This window comes from Vibrio sinensis (assembly GCF_003605645.1).
GTDB lineage: Bacteria > Pseudomonadota > Gammaproteobacteria > Enterobacterales > Vibrionaceae > Vibrio > Vibrio sinensis.
In genome coordinates this window covers 1-18,797 of record NZ_QVMU01000019.1, presented here as the reverse complement: position 1 = coordinate 18,797, position 18,797 = coordinate 1, and the positions used below count along the sequence as shown (strand labels likewise).

The following is an 18,797-nucleotide window of genomic DNA, read 5'->3' as shown; positions in this document are numbered from 1 at the left end:
TTGTTAACATACGAAAATTACAATCATAAGCATTAGTGCATCTGGCTCCCCAAAAGTTTCATTTTCACTGGGATTATGGCTTAGTTCAACATTGACCTTGCCATCTCAACAAGATCATATTGACGAAATTGCTCATTTTTAGAATTGACTAATCCTGAAAAACGTTCGTGATGAAATGTAATCAACTCGGAGTAAACCAACACGTTTTTTCGACCTGTAATATTTAGCTCCAATGTTTCAGTCAACCTTTCGTTTACAATTGTTTGTTTATGGTGAATAAAACTTATATTGAGCTCTATGAATTCCCCTTTAGGAAAAATTACGTTGTTGTATTCATTGAATGTCAGGCGGTCGTTGTATCGTAGCATCGCAGCTCTAATCTCTTCTTTGTAGATCCGCATTCCTGCAACATTCTGCGAGCGAGCTTGATATAAAAATATCCATGGTACATTTAGCAAATTCGCCCCACTGTATAACCAACCCCTACTGTTATGATATACATCCAACATCTTCTGGAGTTGACCTTTTGAATACAATAAACCTATCGTTTCTTTGATAAGAAAAGCTACTTTGTCAAAATTTTCAATCAAGCATTGCATAATTTGAATAGATGTTTCATCTTCACGAACCCTTCGAGCCTCCAGAGTCAGCCTCGGTCTCTTTGTGTAATAAGGGCAGTACGAGAGTGCTATTTCATTTTGAAGTCCAACCGTTACACTTAAATTATGCTTAGCATATAAAGGTTCACTTTCGTGATACAAATTCATTATTTGAGTTGAGTTATTACAAGCAGGACAAACCGCAAAATGCCTCTCTTTGTCCGCTTGATGGTCAAACCAAGGAGGCATCAAGTTTGTCTGCTCTTCAAAACTGTCTCTAGTCAAATCTGAATAACCAGCATCAGTCACTCTCAACTTGTATATTTTCATCGGTATCCATCCTAATTTGATAACGAGCCATTAAAGGGAACCACCACTCTTGAGGTAACGAGGGTATATCGCCTTGTCTCTCTGCAATACGTAAACATTGTAATATCACATCTACGCTTATCATGGTCTGCGTAACTCCATTATCAATGACGAATTTTGACGATGGATCAACATCTTGTGGCGTTGGTATTTCCGTTAATGTAATTGATTTTATCATTTTTATTTCCTTCGTATATTACTCGATTTGACTAGTCATCGGTCCGCAATCAACACCACGACAACTATTTATTTCAAAATGATTGAAGTAATTAACTTCCATTTATTGCGTTAATCTGCTTTATCAATCGCTTGGCCAACTGCTGCATTGACCGACTCGCAATATCATTATCTAGGCCTCGCAATTGATCATAAGTACATTTCAATGTTACCGGGTCCATATACAACCCCAACGTCACTCTCTCTTCTGGCGTTCGCAGCGAGAATACACGGTAGCGTTGCTTTAAGCAGTCACTCAAATATGACCACACACAATGCTCCATCTCGCTCCCTTCAAGACGAAGATTCGCCCCTTGGGTAATTTCTTCAATCTCTACTTTACCGTTTTTCACGGCGGCTCGGTCCCATTCTGCGGACTCCCAACTCAACGCATCTATTTCTGTATCCCTCGTTTTATCATCCCTATTTAACTGCTCTACCCATTTTTCATGTTGCTGCACCAATGCGTACCACTTCTGATTTTTATGCACTACGCCGTTACTCCTGATAACCCAACTCAATACGTCGCTGAATTGGTTAAGAGCTCGTTGCCATTGCTCACATTGCTTTCGCACCTTTACCTGGCCAATCATTGAACTAAAGTATTGCGCCCAACGAAACACAACCCGTTGAACACGCTGGCAATCACCAACACTTAGGCGTAATTCACCAAACTCTTTTCGTTCTTTAATTTCTGAAAGGATCTTTGCTTTGATTAAAGTTGGATAGCCATCCAATGCGTCCACCAATGCCAACTCCTGCGGCGTCCACATATTTGCTTCAATAAGTAGCACTTGAATCCGCCTCGGCTGACGATTAATTTTGCGTACAGCCCCCTTACTTACCTCATCGGGTAAGTTTGATAGCAAGAACTCATAGCTAAACAAATTCGGTTGATTTAAACGCTCTCTAACTTTAATTGGTAATACACTAAGCCAAGGCAGCCATAACGCCTGCTCTTTGAAACGCTGAACATCTACGACAATACGACTAAACTTATGAATAGTCTTAAACGATACTTGGCTTAATGAGCATTGATAAATCTGCAAATAAATCGACAACTTCTCTTTATCAATAAAATGCCAAAGGTGTTTGTATAGTGAACGGCTTCCTTGTTTTATCCCCTGCTCAAGAAAACCAAACTGCTTGCCGAATTGATCGACGACCCACTGCCTAGCAACGTCCCCAATATCCAGAAGCGCAGTTTTAGCTGAACTTGCATCAACACCATCATATAACCTGCTCTTAGCCGCTTTCACAGGTATCTCTAACGTAGTGAACCCTTGCTTATCTAAATCTTTTAAAATCTCACCTACGCTGAACTCCAAGATCTTACGAAATCTCCAAACAAGTGAGCCCTGAAATGATTGCATCATGAAATCCGGTAAATAAGAGGTGGTCACCCAAGACCAGGTAGGCATAAGATCGCAATCCAATTGTAAAGATTTGCGCTGCATAGTGACCTTTTGTGATGACGTATTTTTTACGATACGAAACAACCCAGCCAATACCAAGGTGTCAAGATGACCATCTTGTTCACGCATCACCATACGACGCCACAATTGTGCGTTTATCAACGCATACAATTCACACCATGTTATCTTTTTTGGAGCTTCAAATGCCCCATCAAACCAATACAGGCTGGCAACACTGGGTGAGAGTAGCACTTGTGAATGAGGAAAAGTCGTCATTGAGTTCATTTCTTTTCTCTTAACAATTGTTTCTGGGTTAGCGCGAGCCATGGCGTTGTCATAATGCGATCGCGAGTATCAAAATCTAAATCGTTGCTTAAACTCGAATACCCTCCTATCAAAACTTCGCCATCAAATAGAGGTTTATAGCCGTGCGCCAAAAACCAACAATTAAAATCATCAAGAAAAGGTCTAACACCAAACAACCCATCCATTGTTTCTGGTTCGGGATAGCAGCTGAATTCTTCTTCATAATTACGCATCGCTTCATTCCGCTGGCTCACTGCATTTGAATATTCAATATGCGCTTGTTGGTATTGCGCTAGGCTCTTTCTCTTATGCACGCCTAAATAACGACACACTTTGAAAAAGGCACGCAAATGATCAGGTGTGATGCCGTTTTCGAAACGCATCACACCTTTACTTAGTGTAAACGAGCCTTGAACCCAATAATCGTGACGCTCTGGTTTGCTTGGCAGTGTCCATAATCCAACAAAGGAAAATTGATTTTTGGTCAGTTTTTGGATGTAAGCTTGGCCATACGCAAAGCGCTTCCGACCAATCGACCTACGAATCCCGCCAAATGAGAGCACCTCATTATTACGAAGCTGATTAAGGATGCCTTTGTAATAAATCGGGCGCCGAGACTGCTTAAAAAAGTCCAATAATGTCATTGATAACTCAGTATTCATCATCTAACCCCATACTCATTGGTCATAATTTCATGCGCACGCTTTAGCTTCATCACACCTCGATAAATATTGCGCCTCGATACACCAGTAATGAACTCAGCGAGTTCATAGGTATGCCCATTGATAATGCGCAACCTCACCGCATCGCGGGTTTTCTTTGGGAAATCACGATCGGAATAGAGTGACAGCAAGGCATCGAGCTGAGTTTCTGTTAAGAACTGGCGCATATCACTATCCCCAATCACGTACCAATGTCAGGTGTGATGGATTATCAAAGCGCTGCGCAAATTGCTGCAGAAAACCCTCGCCACGATCACTCAGTAACTCGGCATGGATAACAACTTCGGGCTTATTTATCCATTCTTGTTGCTGGCGCCAGTGATCGACAAAATGACTCACCGTCATTGCTAATCGCGAGCCTAAGCCTTTACCTTGCGCTTGGTTTATCAACATCACGGCATTAATACTAAGATAAAGCGTCGTCAAGGTTCGAGAGAGATTCATGTTCAACATGCCAATCAGCTCTCGACCATCCCAGAGCTCAAACAAAGTATGATTAGGGTGAGTAAAATAACGTTCACTCATCTGCGGCAAATCCCTCTGCTCATCACTTTGATACAACCCATAGCATTGCTTTCGCTCATCAATCGAGCTTCGACCGTAGGTGATTGCCGTAATCAACTCACTTTCATCCCAATAATCCAACAGGCATGAATCGATAACGATTGCCATTGGGATATCTGGCTCAACAGCCCTCTCTAAACATTCCGGCTTAATCAAAAGCTCAAACTGTTTAATATCCGTCGGTAATCCCTCTCGGCAGAAATGCTTTATAAACTCATCCACATTAACGGGCTCAATCATAACCACGAGAGCCACCTGCTGAGTTGCCTCATCGAACTGTAGATTCAACGGGTTAATCACCTTAAACAGCCCTGGATAATCGTGGTCAATCACTCGAACACGATCGCCTTGTTTAAAATGTTTTGCCTCAATCATTGCTTGATCAGGACACCTAGATTTCGTCATTTACCCTCCTAAATTGTGTAATAAATCAATTACCTTCCCAGTTGGAAAGGACCCGCTTGGCATTCGCTGCAATACCAGCCATTCAGCATTCTGAATGCTTTAGTCGATGGAATTTGACTGAGTAACTTATGAAACATTGCATCAGCCCCACACTCTGGACATGGCGGTGGTGTCCAATCAACCAATTTCATCTGCATCCCCTTAATTGTGTCACGAACGAGATAGCTGTATTTTTTGAGCTATCTCGATGACTCATTATTTTAATCAAGCCCCAATCTGAGGCCCTATCTTGCCTTTTTCATCAAAGTGACGCTTCGTACAACCTTGCTTCCACGCGCTGCAACTCCAGTAAAACTTACCTTTCTCTTTGCCAGACTTGCGAACTTGCACGCCTTTACCACAACTGCATTTTTGATACGCAGCAGGCTTACCTCTGGCGTTATCCAAAATCAGTCCGCACGCCTCTTTGTTGGCGCAGGCCCAGAACATTGTTTTTCCTTTGCGTGAGTGCATCGGCTGGCCACAAAGTGGACACGGATGCGTCACTTCAACGTGCTTAGGTAGCGTCAACTTGAGCTCACCACTTTTTACTTTCGAGACAATGGCACGCACAAACCCTTCTTGGCGCTGCATAAAGTCGTCCAACGTCATGGCTCGCTTTTCAATTGCATCGAGTGATTGCTCCCAAATCGCGGTCATAACGGGATTGCTGATTTCATCCGGCAACGCCCCAATCAACGCTCGACCAGAATCACTGCTGATCAACTTTTTGCTTTTACCGCTGCCTTTGGCATCGATAAAGCCACGTTTTTTTAGTGTCTCGATGATGGCTGCACGGGTCGCTTCTGTTCCAAGCCCGGCTGTCTCTTTCAAAATCGCTTTAAACTGAGCCGGGATATTCTCGCTACGCGCAATGTTGGCCATTGCATCGAGGAGCGAGCCTTCGGTAAAATGCGCCGGTGGCGTGGTTTTCTTTTCCACAACACGAGCGCTTGAAACGGAAACCGATTGACCAACCGTTAAAACGGGCAGAGATTGCTTTTGCTCTTCCCCTTTCCCCTCCTGCGATTCATCGGCGTCACCCTCCGATGCCAAGATGATCCGCCAACCTTTAACGCGCTCTACCACCCCTCGCGTTTTAAAACGATGAGCGCCACACGTCAGCTCAACTGTCGTCGCATCGTCTTCGGCATGAGGGTAAAACTGAGCGAGATAACGCTGAACAATCGCAATGTAAACATTTCGCTCTTGTTCACTTAATACCGCCAAATCAGGCTGCTTCCCTGTTGGGATGATGGCGTGGTGAGAGCTTTGCGCCACTTTCTTATCGTTCCAGCACGCACTCTTTAGCGAGGTATCAACACCTTGACACCACCCACTAAATTCACCGACCTGCGCCAAACCACGAACAATATCGTTTACTTCATCAAACTGACTCAGCGGCAAAAACGCACAATCACTTCGTGGGTACGTCGTTAACTTATGCTTTTCATACAAGGCTTGCGCCGTATCGAGTACTTGCTGGGCGCTGTAGCCATATCGTGAAGACATCGCTTTTTGTAGCGCGCTCAAGAAGAACAACGCGGGATGCTTCGCTTTTTGACGTTTAGTTTCAAAAACAGAAACAACAGCGTGTTGTCCCTGGCACTGGCTCACCACTCTCTCTGCAGAAGCACGAGCTAAACAGCGCCCTGCCTCATCACCCAATGTTTCCGGCACTTGCCATTTCGCATCAAACAAACCATTAAACCCAGCCACCACATCAAAGAACGGTTTCGAGACAAAACGAGCAATCGCCCAATCACGCTCAACGACAAGACGAAGAGTAGGCGTTTGAACACGACCAATAGAAAAAACCGTGCTGTAACCGGCATCACGTGCGAGCAAAGAGCAGAGGCGCGTTAGATTCATCCCAAGCAACCAATCTGCGCGGCTTCGAGCCATCCCAGCCCAATAAAGAGGTTCGGTTTCATGTCCCGGCTTTAAGCTCGACAGCGCCTTGCGCACACTCGCTTCATCCAAAGCACTGAGCCAAAGTCGTTGCACTGGCCCACGATAACCAACAAAATCTAGTAACTCACGACCTATCACTTCCCCCTCACGGTCTGCATCCGTGGCAATCACCACTTCACTGGCCTTAAGTAATAACTCTTTGATCACCTTAAACTGCTTTTTCTTATCGGTCGGTACCATCATTTGCCAATTAGATGGCACGATCGGTAATGTGTCATACGCCCATGCTTTTAATGCTGGGTCATAATCTTCTGGGTTCGCTTGTGACAGAATATGCCCAATCCCCCAAGTCACAGCGTCACTCGCGGCCAGCAAAGCCCCATCAATCTTTTGGTTGCAGCCAAGTACCGCCGCAACATCACGGCCTTGAGACGGCTTTTCACATAAAAACACACGCATTATGCTGCTTCCTCATCAAGACGCTCAGACAGAGTGACAACGTCACAGGGTATAGATTGACGAATAGCGCGTATCAACCCATCGCGAACTAAGCTTTCGTTGTGAAACAAATCGTCGGTATCGGCGTCTTCTCTTGCCTGCCTCATGTCCACCTTTTCCAATAAAACGGGCAATGCACCTTTTATCCAACGATAACCGTAGAACTGCACCAAAATTTCACTTAACCGACGCGCCCCAAGGCGCACACCATACAAAGCTTCGGCTTGAAGCTGGACATACACGGCAGGCTCAACTGGATGCGAGGTTTCGTGAGTAAAATTAAACACCGCTTTTTCAGCCGTTAACGGCTCAACCGGGTTGTGCAGTTGATAAGCCATAGTAGAAGATAACGTCATGATTGAGCCCCTTTCTCACGTAAGCGTGACTTAACCCAACCAGCAGTAACATTACTTAACGTCATATTGTCACGGTTTTGGATAAGCGCTTGCTGTACTTGTGCACAATAAGGCTCTTGTGTTTTGACCTCTAAGTCAGCTTGAGCCAAGAGTTGTGCATCACCACTTCGACGCGCCCGAACTCGGGCACGTAAAGCCGCAATAGCATTGGTTAAATTTACTCCTTTCATACCTCGCTCCTTATTTTAAATCTCTGGCTCAGATTGAGATGGGTGATATTGTTGTGAACGCTCTTTCAATATTACTGATTGGATCCGTTGTGGCATGATGGTTATTAATGATGCGGTTAATGCCATACCCGTTATCATAATTGATGGATTTTCTTTGTCAGGCCAAGAATCCATACGAAGTTCGCCCTCAATACGAACACGCATCCCTTTTTGTAATAATTTACTGAGCGACTCAGCATCTTTGCCCCAATAATCAATACCGACCCAAAACCCACCTTTATCCTCATAAGGCTGCTCTGGTCTTTGCGTTTTGATTAAGCGATCGTATTTCACATTAAATTTCAATAACGGTCGTGCTTCACCGCCCGATTTTTCATTACCCGGCTGCCAGCGAAGTTCTGGCGCACCACCAATGTTACCGTCAAAAATAAATAAGCTCTTTGCCATGGTATATTTCTCCGAATCAATGTGATTGATATTAATGTCAGGCAAAATGCTAACAACAAATCAATACAAAAGTCTCAATTAGAAATAGGAAAAATAAAATATTTCTAATCAGTATTTTTTTTATTAATTCTGTTATACTTCACTAGCCTATTCCTAAATATCAAACACCACGAGCAAAAACCCTTTTCCCTTTCCCCCTCATTTATTTTTTGATTTACATCAAAAAAATAAACCTCTGCGCCATATCCATCACGCTCTCACAATCACACTGCCTCAGCTAATCCTATTCCACCTTTGGACAAGCTTCTTATTTCTGCCTCACTCAACAATACCCACCTACCTGCCTCAATTAGCTGCCTCATCGCCCTATGGGTTATTTCTTCATTGCCTCAACTACTTCTAGACTAATACAAACAACCTACTCAGAAAGAACCCGTCGTTCTCCCCTCCCAGCCCCTCAACGCTGATCGCTTCGCTCAACGTTGAGGGGCTTTGTTTGCGCCAGTTGTGAGCTAATTATTGTCTTTACTGAGGCAAATTCTTGCTTTACAGTTATTTGCAACATTTATATAAATTGAAATTTATTATGACGCCTTACTATCGAGAAAGACTCATCAATGAAATGAGGCAAATCCAATCATCACGAAAAAAGAAGTTCTCCAAGCTTGATGCGTTCAAAAAAGAGATCATGATATTGAGGCAATTCAGTTTGAGTTATATCAAAATATCAAACTGGCTTTATTCAAAGCATGGCATATCCATTTCCGCGAGCCAAATAAGTAGAACTTACTGCACGATATGGAAGAACGATCCATTACTTGAAATAATTAGAAAAGAGTATGCAAATGGAAAAGGATCTTTATCAAGAATTGGCAAACCGTAATTACTTGAAACTTAAGCTAGATAATGTAGCGTTCACAAAAAAAACTCAACGCAATGGATCGCCATTAGATCGATATCGTAATGAGATCCTTTTCTTTAGACATGAAATGAAATGCTCTTATCAAGATATTGAAAAATGGTTATTAGCTTACAAAGGAGTTAAACGATCCAAAGTTAGAATTTTCAAAAAAATCAAAGAATGGGAAAAAGAGAATGCCTCCAAGAAAAAGTCGTCACCGAAAGAAACTTGAAGATAAAGCCACTAACTTTTTTCGATTTCATTATTCTGGGTTTGGTCAGAATAAAAAAGACGCAACTGATAAGTTGAGAAGTCAAGCAACTTTCTTTCGTCATGTTGAAACCGCCGCTTTTGCACAAGAACGTATTGGCGCAAAAAAACTGAGGGATATTACACCAGAGATGGCTCAGGAATATTTATTAATAAGGCAAAATGAAGTCTGCAAAAAAACACTCCAAAATGAGCGTAGAGTATTAGAGCGCATTGTATTTCTAGGAGAGCCAGAACGTCGGTTGAATTTAGGTGACAACCTAATACCAAGAGAGTGGGAAAATAGAGCCTACACACACGAACAAATATATCAAATAATGTCACGTCAAAGCCCTAAAAACCAATTAGCAACTGCTTTGTGTTTCACAGCCGGATTGAGGGCGCAAGAATTACTTACTATCCAACGTTTTGATGAGGCGTCAGTGTCAGACAAGCTAAACTGGCGAAGCGATCTGTTTGTCGGACTTGAAGGAGAAAAGTACATAGTGAAAGGAAAAGGCGGTCTGTATCGTGCTGTTATGCTACCAACATTTTTAGCTGAAAAACTTGAGCAACATAGGCTGGACTCACCGAGGCAAATCAAGGATCGAAAATGCACGATAACGAATCGTTACGATATAACCGGCGGAAAACGATTCAGTTCTGCATTCAGCCAATTATCAAAACGAGTACTAGGGTGGTCACATGGCGCCCATGGCTTGCGTTATTGCTACGCACAGGAACGTATCAATTTTTCAATTCCTAAAACTTTCGTTCAATCATTACAAATTGTCAGCCAAGAGCTTGGTCATTTCAGAAAAGAAATTACGCCACACTACCTCACCAGGGGGACTTGTTCATGATCAAAATGATGAGAGCAATAAAAAAGGCCTTCAACTGAGTTGAAAGCCTTTTTTATAAACCTTAAGTATGCACCCGAAAGTGACGTAGATCGAACCACGAATTAATCATTCAAAGCATGATTTAGGCTTATCAGTTCGGTGCTGATTTGTTTATATCATCTACAAAAATCATTTACTACAACTGCTTTTAAGTAAAAACATGGGCGCTCTTAAGCTCTGCTCTACAAACTGAATCTGGAGGGGTTTCCCCCTCCAGTCCAGCACTACTTCACTGCTTCGTAGACAACAAAATGGGCTAGAAAACTTGTGCTACCGTTTTGGTAACGAACCTCACAAAGTGAGTCCCGTACGATCCACAGACCACACAAGATTGTGACACAAAGTACAATCAACCCCGCTAATGCGGTATTATTTTTAGGCATAGTGTTGCCTCCGATAGAAAAGAGGCTGTATAATTAAGCTGTCAAACATAACTAGGGCCTCGTTAAATGAAAGTTACTGCTTCAACAGTAACCGGATAACGGGGCTTTTGTTTATCAGTCATTTACAAAACGCTCATGACTGATAAGCCAAGAGCGCCCAATGTGATTCTATCAGAATTATCACCGCTAAATCTATCTTTATACGCCTAACTCCATCACATTGAATTGACACTAATTTCCTCACTTACTCACAAAAAAAGTGCATAAGCTGGGGATGGTTAATAATTAGTCAACCTGTGATTCAAACTTATCAATATAGCGTTTCTGCTGCAGATTAATCTCTTCTAGCGACCCAATCTTCTGACTTTGCGACTGTGCTTGTGCCTTAACCTCACGCAATTCATTCAAGGCGGATTGGTAGTTTGCTTCCATCGTCGTTGCTTTTGAGACTAACGAACTATGTTGTGTTTCAAAGTCCACAATCCGTTTTTCCATTGTACTAGCGATAGAAGCTGAACCTTCTAATTGTGTGGATAACTTAGTGACTTGCTGTGCCAGATCATGATTTTCAGTTTGCAATGAAACATTGCGCTCTTCGATCTGCCCCTGCTTTGCTTTGACTTCATCGACATAGTCCTGGTTGCTTTCTAATTTAAGCTCCGATTTAGCTAACTCAGTACGCAATGACTCATTAGCCTTGGTCGAATCAACCAGATCTTTTTCCAATTGCGCAATTCGTTGGCGCAATTCTAGCGTCAGAACTTCATGGGATTGTTCGATCTTGCTCATTTCAGCTTCATAATGATTAAGCTGCTGACTACTTTCGGATTTTAGTCGAACAATATCTTTGTCTTGCTGCTCAACGACAGCATTTTGTTTATACAATCGCTCTTCGGCTTTTGATAACTCGTCGATGGCCATATCACGCTGCTCGTTCGCTTCGTCAGCCATGCCTTTATAGCGCTGTTCTGCTTCAACGCTAAAACGCGAGATCTCATTCATGAACATTTGTGTAAATTCTGAGCTAAAACCCAACTTGTCATAAAGAGATTTCTCATTAGCCTCAAGCTCTTTACGCCAGTTAGCGTAATACTTATGAACCGTAGACGTACTCGATATATCGGGCAAAAAAGTTAGAATAACTCGAACACTGACCTTCTCGCCTTTACTGTAAAGCTCATTACAAATCTCATTAATTCGCTCTTGTGTGTTATCGGTACTCATATCAACGGCTCTCAAATTGCTCATAATATCGACATAATAACGCAAAAAGAACGAACGCACAATACGAACGAACACCGTTCGTTTGCTTTATTACTAATCCCCTAAAACGCAAAAGGCCCGCATCAAATGCAGGCCTTTTACTAAACAGTCTTAAGTTACACCTCACGGTGACGTGGCCGACCCACGAATTAATCATTCAAGCATGATTTAAGCTTGTCAGCATTGAGCTGACGACAGTAACAAATTTAAGAATCTCTCCTAAAAGTAGAAATTGACACAGTAGTCCCCCTCAGAACCATTGCATCAGATAGTGAGTTACCGATCACATAGACCAGTAGTTGAGGTTCGATCGAGTAGCATCGAGATAGTTGATTTGGCACAGTGGCCAACAGTCAGTTATATCCCTCTATTGAGGAACAAAGTTGAAGAAGCTTTCCAGCCAGAAGGCCGCGACACGTTTCAGAAAGCGATTTAAGGGCTGTGTAGTTCCCGTGTGCTTAGTGTTGAGAGCCAACACTGGGCTCTTTCACGGGTATTGTAGCAGAAAATATTTAGCCAATGAAATTCGATTTAAGTGACTATTATTCATATATAACTAAATTGAACCCAAATAAATTCATTATTGCTTGGGTTCAAAAAAGTCTAGTCCCCTATACCTTTATATTCAGTCCTTAGCAAAGGAAGTAACGACTAAACTGTAGGTTTATTGTAGATTATCGAATCGAGATATATCACCATTAAATCGAAGTCTAACGTTACCAACAGGCCCATTACGCTGTTTACCTACAATGATTTCAGCCATTCCTTTGTACTTGCTTCTTTCGTTATACAGCTCATCTCGGTAAATAAACATGATAAGATCAGCATCTTGTTCTATTGCGCCTGAATCACGTAAATCCGAGTTAATAGGACGCTTATCAGGGCGTTGCTCTAGAGATCGGTTTAACTGCGACAGAGCGACAACCGGTACATTAAACTCTTTGGCCAAGGCCTTTAACGAGCGCGAAATTTCTGAGATTTCTAATGTTCGGTTATCGGCTAATGCGGGGACTCGCATCAACTGTAAGTAGTCCACCACTATCATCGATAACCCACCATGCTCGCGAGCAATCCGTCGCGTTTTTGCTCTCATCTCTGCCGGAGTTAAACCAGCACTATCATCAATATAGAAATTCGGTTTCCATTCCAAAAGCCCTAACGCCGAGTTTAGTTGAGCTTCTTGATCATTATCCAATTGTCCTGTTTTTATCTTGGTTAAACTGACTCGTGAAAGCGAAGAAACTAATTTATCCATGATTTGATACTTTGGCATTTCAAGAGAAAAAAGCAAAACCGGTTTATCTTCTTCCATAATGGCGCTTTCACAAATATTAAGTGCCATTGTTGTTTTACCATGTGATGGTCTAGCAGCGATAACCACAAAATCAGAGGGCTGCAATCCTAACGTCATTGCATCGATCTCATCAAAGCCGGTTCTCATGCCTGTAATGGTGTTGCGACTACTGGATTTAAATCGCTCTATTGTTTCTGTAATTAGGCTTTTTCCATCAAAAAGATTATCACGCTTAATGCGAGACTCTGATATTGAAAGAACCTTATTCTCTGCCAGATCCAATAGCTCTTCTAACTGTCGACCTTGTGTATTATATGCCGAATCCGCAATTTCATTGGCGGCTAATATCATATGACGCAGCATCGAGCGCTCTGCCACAATCTCAGCATAAGCCATAATGTTAGCCGCACTTGGTGTGTTCTTGGCAAGATCGGCTAGGTAAGCAAATCCCCCGACGTCATCTAATTGTCCTCTTTGCTCCAAACATTCAGATAACGTAATAAGATCAACCGGAATTCTATTATCAAATAAGGTACTGATAGCATCATAAATAAGGCGGTGTGGAAGAGTGTAGAAATCCGCTTTCGATAGACACTCACTAACAGAGCACCATCGCTCGTTATCTAAAAGTATGCCACCAATTACGGATTGCTCAGCCTCGATAGAACGAGGTGGGATTTTAATATCATCAAATTTTTTATACATAGAACAACAACTATTACGAGATAATGATTTTAGTCAATTCAGTCACTTTATCAGTGATTGATTGAGGGGCTTTCTCAATGAAGTTAACCTGGCGGTTGGATAAATCGATTGATTTAACCTGATGAACAAGGATAGAGCCTTGTGTTGATAACGCTTTAGGTAAAACCACTTCGAGTTTGATTCCTCTCGTAACGTGAGTTATCGGAACAACGATGACGAGCCCTGTATGCTCATTGAACCTTTTGCGAGAAACGACCAATACACAACGCGACTTTCTTCTTTCTTTTTCTACGTTCACATTAAAGTCAAGTGAAACAATGTCTCCTTTATCGGGTACATACATCACATTATCTCCTTACCAATGCGTTAGCATCCATCCATTCTTTATCATCTTCTGTCATGATAAAACTCTCTTTTGGACTGTCGGCCAATAGAACTTCCAACGATAAATTTTCATCAACGGGGGTCAACACAATCTTATTATCAATAATTGACAGTTCCAGTTTTGAACCTACTTGCAAGTTAAGTGTTTGCACGATGGCTTTTGGGATACTCACAATATTTGCACCACCAGATTGGCGTACAATCACAGTACTCATATATCCACTCATTAGCTTTCAATTAATATTATACCCAAGCATAACAAATCCCATATTTTACACAAGTAAAACATCCACATCCCATTATCAAAAAAACATATTGATATGACGCCAAGGAGCCTATCACCCACCCCGTACTCTCATATAGTTATATACGAGCACTTTACCTCCATTTTTTGAAAAAGCGCTCAAGTCAATAAATTCGCGTATTCAATAGTTGTGTTCTATTTTCTTTTCGCTACTATACTCGCATCATATTTAAAGTAATGAGCACAAAATGAGAAAACTAACCTTCAATTATCTTCGCGTGTCAACAAAAATTCAAAATACCGAACGTCAACTTGTTAACGTTCCCTGCGACAGGCAATTTATAGATAAGGCATCCGGTAAAAGTAGAGAGCGCCCAGCTTTAGAAGCAATGTTGAGTTTTGCGGATTCAGGTGACCATATAAATGTTCATTCCATTGATAGACTTGCAAGAAACTTAAAAGACCTAAGACAGCTTATTGATGAAATCAATAAAAAAGGCTGCACCATTCAATTTCATAAAGAAAATTTAACATTCAGTGGTGAGGCAAGCCCTTTTCAAGATCTGATGTTGAACATGTTAGGCGCTGTTGCAGAGTTCGAGCGAGCCATCATCAACGAACGTCGATTAGAGGGTATTGCTAAGGCAAGAGATAAAGGTGTGCAGTTTGGAAGGAAAGCAGACCTAGATCGTTATGACAAGATCAACGAATTGTTAGCCACAGGCTTATCACTAAGAGCTGTGGCCAAAGAGCTTAGCTGTGGACTATCAACGGTTCAGAGGGCGAAAGCTAAACGAAACAATTTGCTTAACGAAACCTCTTAGTCGTTAAGAAAACGATTAAGAGGCTGGTTAATTTAACCAATATTGACGGATGAACCACCAATGATCACTCCACCACACGAAATGGCATCACCGACCCGAGCAGCAGATTTTCCATCAATCATAACCGTCTTTGAGCCCGCACTTATCGCTCTCGAATGTTTAGGGTGTTTTGATTTATCGTGTGCTTCTAATGGATCACCTAATCTAGCAACTGCTTTTCCATCAATTTTAACCGTTGGTGAGCCCGATATGATAGGGGTTGGTGGATAACCATCATGTTCAGAGCCCACATCACCAACTAATGCGCCTTTTGCCATAGTTACTCTCCTGTCTGCGGGTCGAGAGGTGTGCTGCGATAGTTTTCTCCCGCCAAAATATCATAATTGATAATGGTTTCATCATTGAACTGAGAGAAATCAAAATAGACACTTTTAGCATTAGTTTCAGATTTTTTTGAGATTTGTTTTTCACTAACAAAATATTGGCAACCAATAATTCCTTTCCAAATATTTTTTGACCATTGGTATAACTTACCATTACAGTTTTTTGCTGTGATTTGTTCTTTTAATTCAATAGTTCCTTTCCTATAAGTATTATCTGCTTTGGCAATACGTAACTGTGCAAAGCCAACAGTATCGAATAAATTATAAGCTTCAACAGTGACATCTCGCAGCTCTACGATACAATTATCACTGTTCGTATAAGTTTTATAAGGTATTCTTATTTCAAATTGATTAACGTCATCAGCATGATTTTTCGGAAAAAACACCGTACTTTTCCCACCTCTAAATGCCTTGCGACCAAACAAATCATATGAGTACGACTCACACTCATCCCCTTTGACCCCATAATTTGCCCAAGCCTTTACTGTCGCATCATCGGGCTTAGCACCTGATATACGGATAAACGGTTGGGAGTGTAGATCATTACCAATACCCGCTCCAAAAAAAACAGCAACGATAAAAATAATAAGCCCAGTAAATATCACTCCAATTCTTTTTATACCAAACCAAATCATTGCAACTGTTCCCTTATCTCTTCAGGTAAGGATTGGCTAGCAGCCAAAAGTAAACTTAGCGGTAAACGCTCAGGATTATTCATTATTTGGGTTAATTCACTAACCACCTGATGCTGATTTTCAAGCTGATTTTTTACAATCGAGAGTTCTTTCTGTATTAACGCTCTTTTTGCCCCTAAAACTGGTGAATATACCTCACCTAATGTCTCGACATCCGCTTTTTTAACGATGTGGTATCGCTGTTTAAGATTTTTAATTTCATCGTTAATAAAATCTATCGAACCCTGATAATTTTCATACAAGCTTTCTTGACTTAAGCTCTGTAATTGATCCAATAAACCGGGTATATACTGTCCCATAGAATGATCTTCTATCGACGCATCCCATAACCCATCAACCAATGCAACAGAGTCATCATTTGCCATTTTAGCTATATCAAGCATCGTTATTTGAGTCTGTCGTGGAGTAAGCAATACCTGTTTGGACGGAGCATAAGTAATAAGTTGCGAAAGGCGTCCGTGATGTAGATAATTGTCATTATCATTGTCGCTTAACATCTTTCTTGCGAGAGCGACACGACTACCAAAAAAGTCAGTAATCGTAACACCTTCACTTAAATCAGTATTAACCCAACTCATAGGAACTTGAGGAACTAAGTCGTGATTATTAACATGGCGATAATGCAATATGTTTTGGTAACGCTCCACAAAACTTCGTGTACCTGTTCGCGGCATACCATAGGTATACAAACATAGTGTAACTGGTGTATACATATCTTGAATAAGCGCACTAAGCAATAATGCTCCAGCGCCACCCAAACTGTGTCCACATATATATATTTTTTTGTTTTTATTTTGTTCCAATTTATCACCAATAGCACTACGAAACGCCATTGCGTATTGATAAAATCCTCGATGAACATAAGCGCCTCCAAATTCCGGAGGTGCTATTTGTGCGGCATCAAAGTTCGTTCCTGCAAAATCTTGCACTGCTGGCGAATAAGCAATATCGCCAAACTTATCAGCCAATACTGTCGTCACCACAGCTTGCATCCCTGAAGACGTTTTTACTATTTCCCAAAGTCTGACGTCTTCTGTTTTGTTCCTATTACCGAAATAAGGCTCACTCCCCCGAACCCCAATAATCGCTATATCGTCATTTGACAAAATGTATCCTTCCGCACCAACCTTTGCGTCAGCGTAGTAGTTACAGCTTAACGACTTACTGTAAGGCACTTCTTGCACAATCCATTGAACCCCTAAACTACTCGAATACTCAGGGATTTTTTTACTTTTCAATTGACGAGTAACCGTACTCAAAGAACCTTTTTCATCGGTTGACTTACCGTCATCAAAACTAAAGTCATCAGTGGCATAAGCTAACTGCGACAGCAAGGCAAAGGTATAGCTATTAACCAAATTAAACTCATCTGTATCCACTATCATCGGGAGATAACTACGCAATGCCTTGATTTCCAACACACATGCACGATTATGGCAAGTCCTCAACCCTTTCGCATCTTCACGATAGTTAGCTCTTAAAGGCCCATGCTTATCCATTAAAAACTCATCGTCCGGCGGCGTATCCCATAAATCCCCCACAGAAATGGCATAGTATGCTTTAGAGCCTTGATCTCGGTCTAACGTTTCACTTGCCCATTCTTTAACCAGAGAATCTTCCCCATCCTTACGGCTTGCGTATTGCTCCACCGTGGATAAAAGAGTATCAGTTTCAACGCTAACCACCCATTCGCCTGCCGCAATATTCTCAAACACAGCGCGACCTTGTGATGCGGTGGTGTGGTGCTTTTGCTCCGTAGAGGGATTCGTGATAGTAACCTTAAGCCCATGAATAGACTCGTTTCGCTCACTGCGAAATTCCACCTGTAGCCAATTCACTTCAGGGTTACACAATAGACAATAGTTATACATCTCAATGGTCATAATGTCAGTCCTTACAATTGAGTGAACGTGTAGCGTAAGGCAAAAAGTAATTCATCATTCTGGGTTTTATCGAGAGCTTCTTGAATATCTGAATGGTTAAGCGGCTCCTCTCCATACACAAAGATAATAGCCGCCATGACCACTCGCATAATTAATGGTTGCGCATCATCCAAATCTAAAAATAGACGCTGAAATTCAGTCTGAAAATGAGGGTGATTGTTCTCGATTTTTGTCAGCATCAACGCTGGTTGATGTTGCCATAACCAACTTTCGACATTACTGGTAAGTAATGCAATATTGGGAACATCACTGATATGGTGCTCTTTAATCACCCACCAAGGACTAGACTTTAATGGTCTAACGTTCACATCTTTAGAATGATAGTTTTTCCATCCATCGACGCCTCTTAATAACAACGAGCCCCCCGCCAGCATGAGATTAAGCTCTTCAGAATTCAATCTAGGCAACATAGGTCCTAAATAATCCGGGCGATAGAATGGGAAAAACACGGACTCGCCAAGTAATATGGCCTGAAACAGACTGGCAAAATGTTCCCTCATTTTATCCGGAGTTTGAGTGGCAATCACTATACCACTTTGAGCATGCT

Annotated in this window: 23 protein-coding genes; 3 read left to right on the top strand and 20 right to left on the bottom strand. The window is 41.8% G+C overall.

Annotated elements, in window-relative coordinates; translation table 11 throughout:
* Window positions 1-80 precede the first annotated feature (80 nt).
* From DZ860_RS16705 to DZ860_RS16660, 11 genes are all read right to left on the bottom strand, one after another.
* Complete coding sequence (locus tag DZ860_RS16705; RefSeq protein WP_120033591.1) at window positions 81-929, bottom strand: hypothetical protein; 849 nt, start codon at window positions 927-929, stop codon at window positions 81-83.
* Window positions 901-1,146, bottom strand: a complete 246-nt coding sequence (locus tag DZ860_RS16700) for a hypothetical protein (RefSeq protein WP_120033589.1) — start codon at window positions 1,144-1,146, stop codon at window positions 901-903. The genes DZ860_RS16705 and DZ860_RS16700 overlap by 29 nt, the downstream gene beginning before the upstream one ends.
* A 91-nt stretch (window positions 1,147-1,237) precedes the next feature.
* Entirely contained in the window at window positions 1,238-2,884 is a 1,647-nt protein-coding gene (locus DZ860_RS16695) for a PcfJ domain-containing protein (protein ID WP_165862922.1), read from the bottom strand.
* Window positions 2,881-3,570, bottom strand: coding sequence for a hypothetical protein (locus tag DZ860_RS16690; protein WP_133305451.1), 690 nt, complete (start codon window positions 3,568-3,570; stop codon window positions 2,881-2,883). The genes DZ860_RS16695 and DZ860_RS16690 overlap by 4 nt, the downstream gene beginning before the upstream one ends.
* Window positions 3,567-3,794: a hypothetical protein gene (locus DZ860_RS16685; protein ID WP_120033583.1), complete on the bottom strand. Its 228-nt coding sequence runs from the start codon at window positions 3,792-3,794 to the stop codon at window positions 3,567-3,569. Before DZ860_RS16685 ends, DZ860_RS16690 begins: the two co-directional genes overlap by 4 nt.
* Window positions 3,795-3,798: 4 nt before the next feature.
* Complete coding sequence (locus DZ860_RS16680; protein WP_120033581.1) at window positions 3,799-4,596, bottom strand: GNAT family N-acetyltransferase; 798 nt, start codon at window positions 4,594-4,596, stop codon at window positions 3,799-3,801.
* Window positions 4,597-4,625: 29 nt separating this feature from the next.
* A complete protein-coding gene (locus DZ860_RS24445; RefSeq protein WP_165862921.1) occupies window positions 4,626-4,787 on the bottom strand; it encodes a hypothetical protein in 162 nt (53 codons plus the stop codon).
* Window positions 4,788-4,860: 73 nt separating this feature from the next.
* Entirely contained in the window at window positions 4,861-7,008 is a 2,148-nt protein-coding gene (locus DZ860_RS16675; RefSeq protein ID WP_120033579.1) for a DNA topoisomerase III, read from the bottom strand.
* Entirely contained in the window at window positions 7,008-7,403 is a 396-nt protein-coding gene (locus DZ860_RS16670) for a hypothetical protein (RefSeq protein ID WP_120033577.1), read from the bottom strand. Before DZ860_RS16670 ends, DZ860_RS16675 begins: the two co-directional genes overlap by 1 nt.
* Window positions 7,400-7,633, bottom strand: a complete 234-nt coding sequence (locus DZ860_RS16665; protein ID WP_120033575.1) for a hypothetical protein — start codon at window positions 7,631-7,633, stop codon at window positions 7,400-7,402. Before DZ860_RS16665 ends, DZ860_RS16670 begins: the two co-directional genes overlap by 4 nt.
* Before the next feature lie 15 nt (window positions 7,634-7,648).
* Window positions 7,649-8,080, bottom strand: coding sequence for a single-stranded DNA-binding protein (locus DZ860_RS16660; protein WP_120033573.1), 432 nt, complete (start codon window positions 8,078-8,080; stop codon window positions 7,649-7,651).
* A gap of 845 nt (window positions 8,081-8,925) precedes the next feature.
* Here DZ860_RS16660 and DZ860_RS24440 point away from each other — a divergent pair.
* Together DZ860_RS24440 and DZ860_RS16645 are read left to right on the top strand one after the other, a co-directional pair.
* Window positions 8,926-9,213, top strand: a complete 288-nt coding sequence (locus DZ860_RS24440; RefSeq protein ID WP_120033570.1) for a hypothetical protein — start codon at window positions 8,926-8,928, stop codon at window positions 9,211-9,213.
* Window positions 9,176-10,093 (top strand): site-specific integrase, encoded by a 918-nt coding sequence (locus DZ860_RS16645; RefSeq protein ID WP_120033568.1) that lies wholly within the window; start codon window positions 9,176-9,178, stop codon window positions 10,091-10,093. Before DZ860_RS24440 ends, DZ860_RS16645 begins: the two co-directional genes overlap by 38 nt.
* A 263-nt stretch (window positions 10,094-10,356) precedes the next feature.
* On the opposite strand, the gene DZ860_RS16640 is transcribed toward DZ860_RS16645, so the two are convergent.
* The 5 genes from DZ860_RS16640 to DZ860_RS16620 all read right to left on the bottom strand — a co-directional run bounded on the left by DZ860_RS16640 (window position 10,357) and on the right by DZ860_RS16620 (window position 14,376).
* Window positions 10,357-10,515 (bottom strand): Hok/Gef family protein, encoded by a 159-nt coding sequence (locus tag DZ860_RS16640; RefSeq protein WP_083163853.1) that lies wholly within the window; start codon window positions 10,513-10,515, stop codon window positions 10,357-10,359.
* A gap of 285 nt (window positions 10,516-10,800) precedes the next feature.
* Complete coding sequence (locus DZ860_RS16635) at window positions 10,801-11,739, bottom strand: DNA-binding protein (protein WP_120033742.1); 939 nt, start codon at window positions 11,737-11,739, stop codon at window positions 10,801-10,803.
* A gap of 703 nt (window positions 11,740-12,442) precedes the next feature.
* Window positions 12,443-13,777, bottom strand: a complete 1,335-nt coding sequence (dnaB, locus tag DZ860_RS16630; RefSeq protein ID WP_120033566.1) for a replicative DNA helicase — start codon at window positions 13,775-13,777, stop codon at window positions 12,443-12,445.
* Window positions 13,778-13,790: 13 nt separating this feature from the next.
* Window positions 13,791-14,120, bottom strand: coding sequence for a type II toxin-antitoxin system PemK/MazF family toxin (locus tag DZ860_RS16625; protein ID WP_120033564.1), 330 nt, complete (start codon window positions 14,118-14,120; stop codon window positions 13,791-13,793).
* 4 nt (window positions 14,121-14,124) lie between these two features.
* Window positions 14,125-14,376 (bottom strand): AbrB/MazE/SpoVT family DNA-binding domain-containing protein, encoded by a 252-nt coding sequence (locus tag DZ860_RS16620; protein WP_120033562.1) that lies wholly within the window; start codon window positions 14,374-14,376, stop codon window positions 14,125-14,127.
* Window positions 14,377-14,653: 277 nt separating this feature from the next.
* Between DZ860_RS16620 and DZ860_RS16615 the strand changes: the two genes are divergently transcribed.
* Entirely contained in the window at window positions 14,654-15,229 is a 576-nt protein-coding gene (locus tag DZ860_RS16615; protein ID WP_120033560.1) for a recombinase family protein, read from the top strand.
* A gap of 32 nt (window positions 15,230-15,261) precedes the next feature.
* Here the strand turns inward: DZ860_RS16615 and DZ860_RS16610 are convergent, their stop codons facing one another.
* From DZ860_RS16610 to DZ860_RS16595, 4 genes are all read right to left on the bottom strand, one after another.
* Window positions 15,262-15,546, bottom strand: a complete 285-nt coding sequence (locus DZ860_RS16610; RefSeq protein WP_120033558.1) for a type VI secretion system PAAR protein — start codon at window positions 15,544-15,546, stop codon at window positions 15,262-15,264.
* Window positions 15,547-15,548: 2 nt separating this feature from the next.
* Window positions 15,549-16,247 carry a hypothetical protein gene (locus DZ860_RS16605; protein WP_120033556.1) on the bottom strand — a complete coding sequence of 233 codons (699 nt, stop codon included), beginning with the start codon at window positions 16,245-16,247 and terminating at the stop codon, window positions 15,549-15,551.
* Window positions 16,244-18,184, bottom strand: a complete 1,941-nt coding sequence (locus DZ860_RS16600; protein ID WP_120033740.1) for a lipase family protein — start codon at window positions 18,182-18,184, stop codon at window positions 16,244-16,246. Before DZ860_RS16600 ends, DZ860_RS16605 begins: the two co-directional genes overlap by 4 nt.
* Window positions 18,185-18,201: 17 nt before the next feature.
* Window positions 18,202-18,797: DUF4123 domain-containing protein (locus DZ860_RS16595; RefSeq protein WP_120033554.1), on the bottom strand; the 596-nt coding region annotated here is incomplete at its 5' end.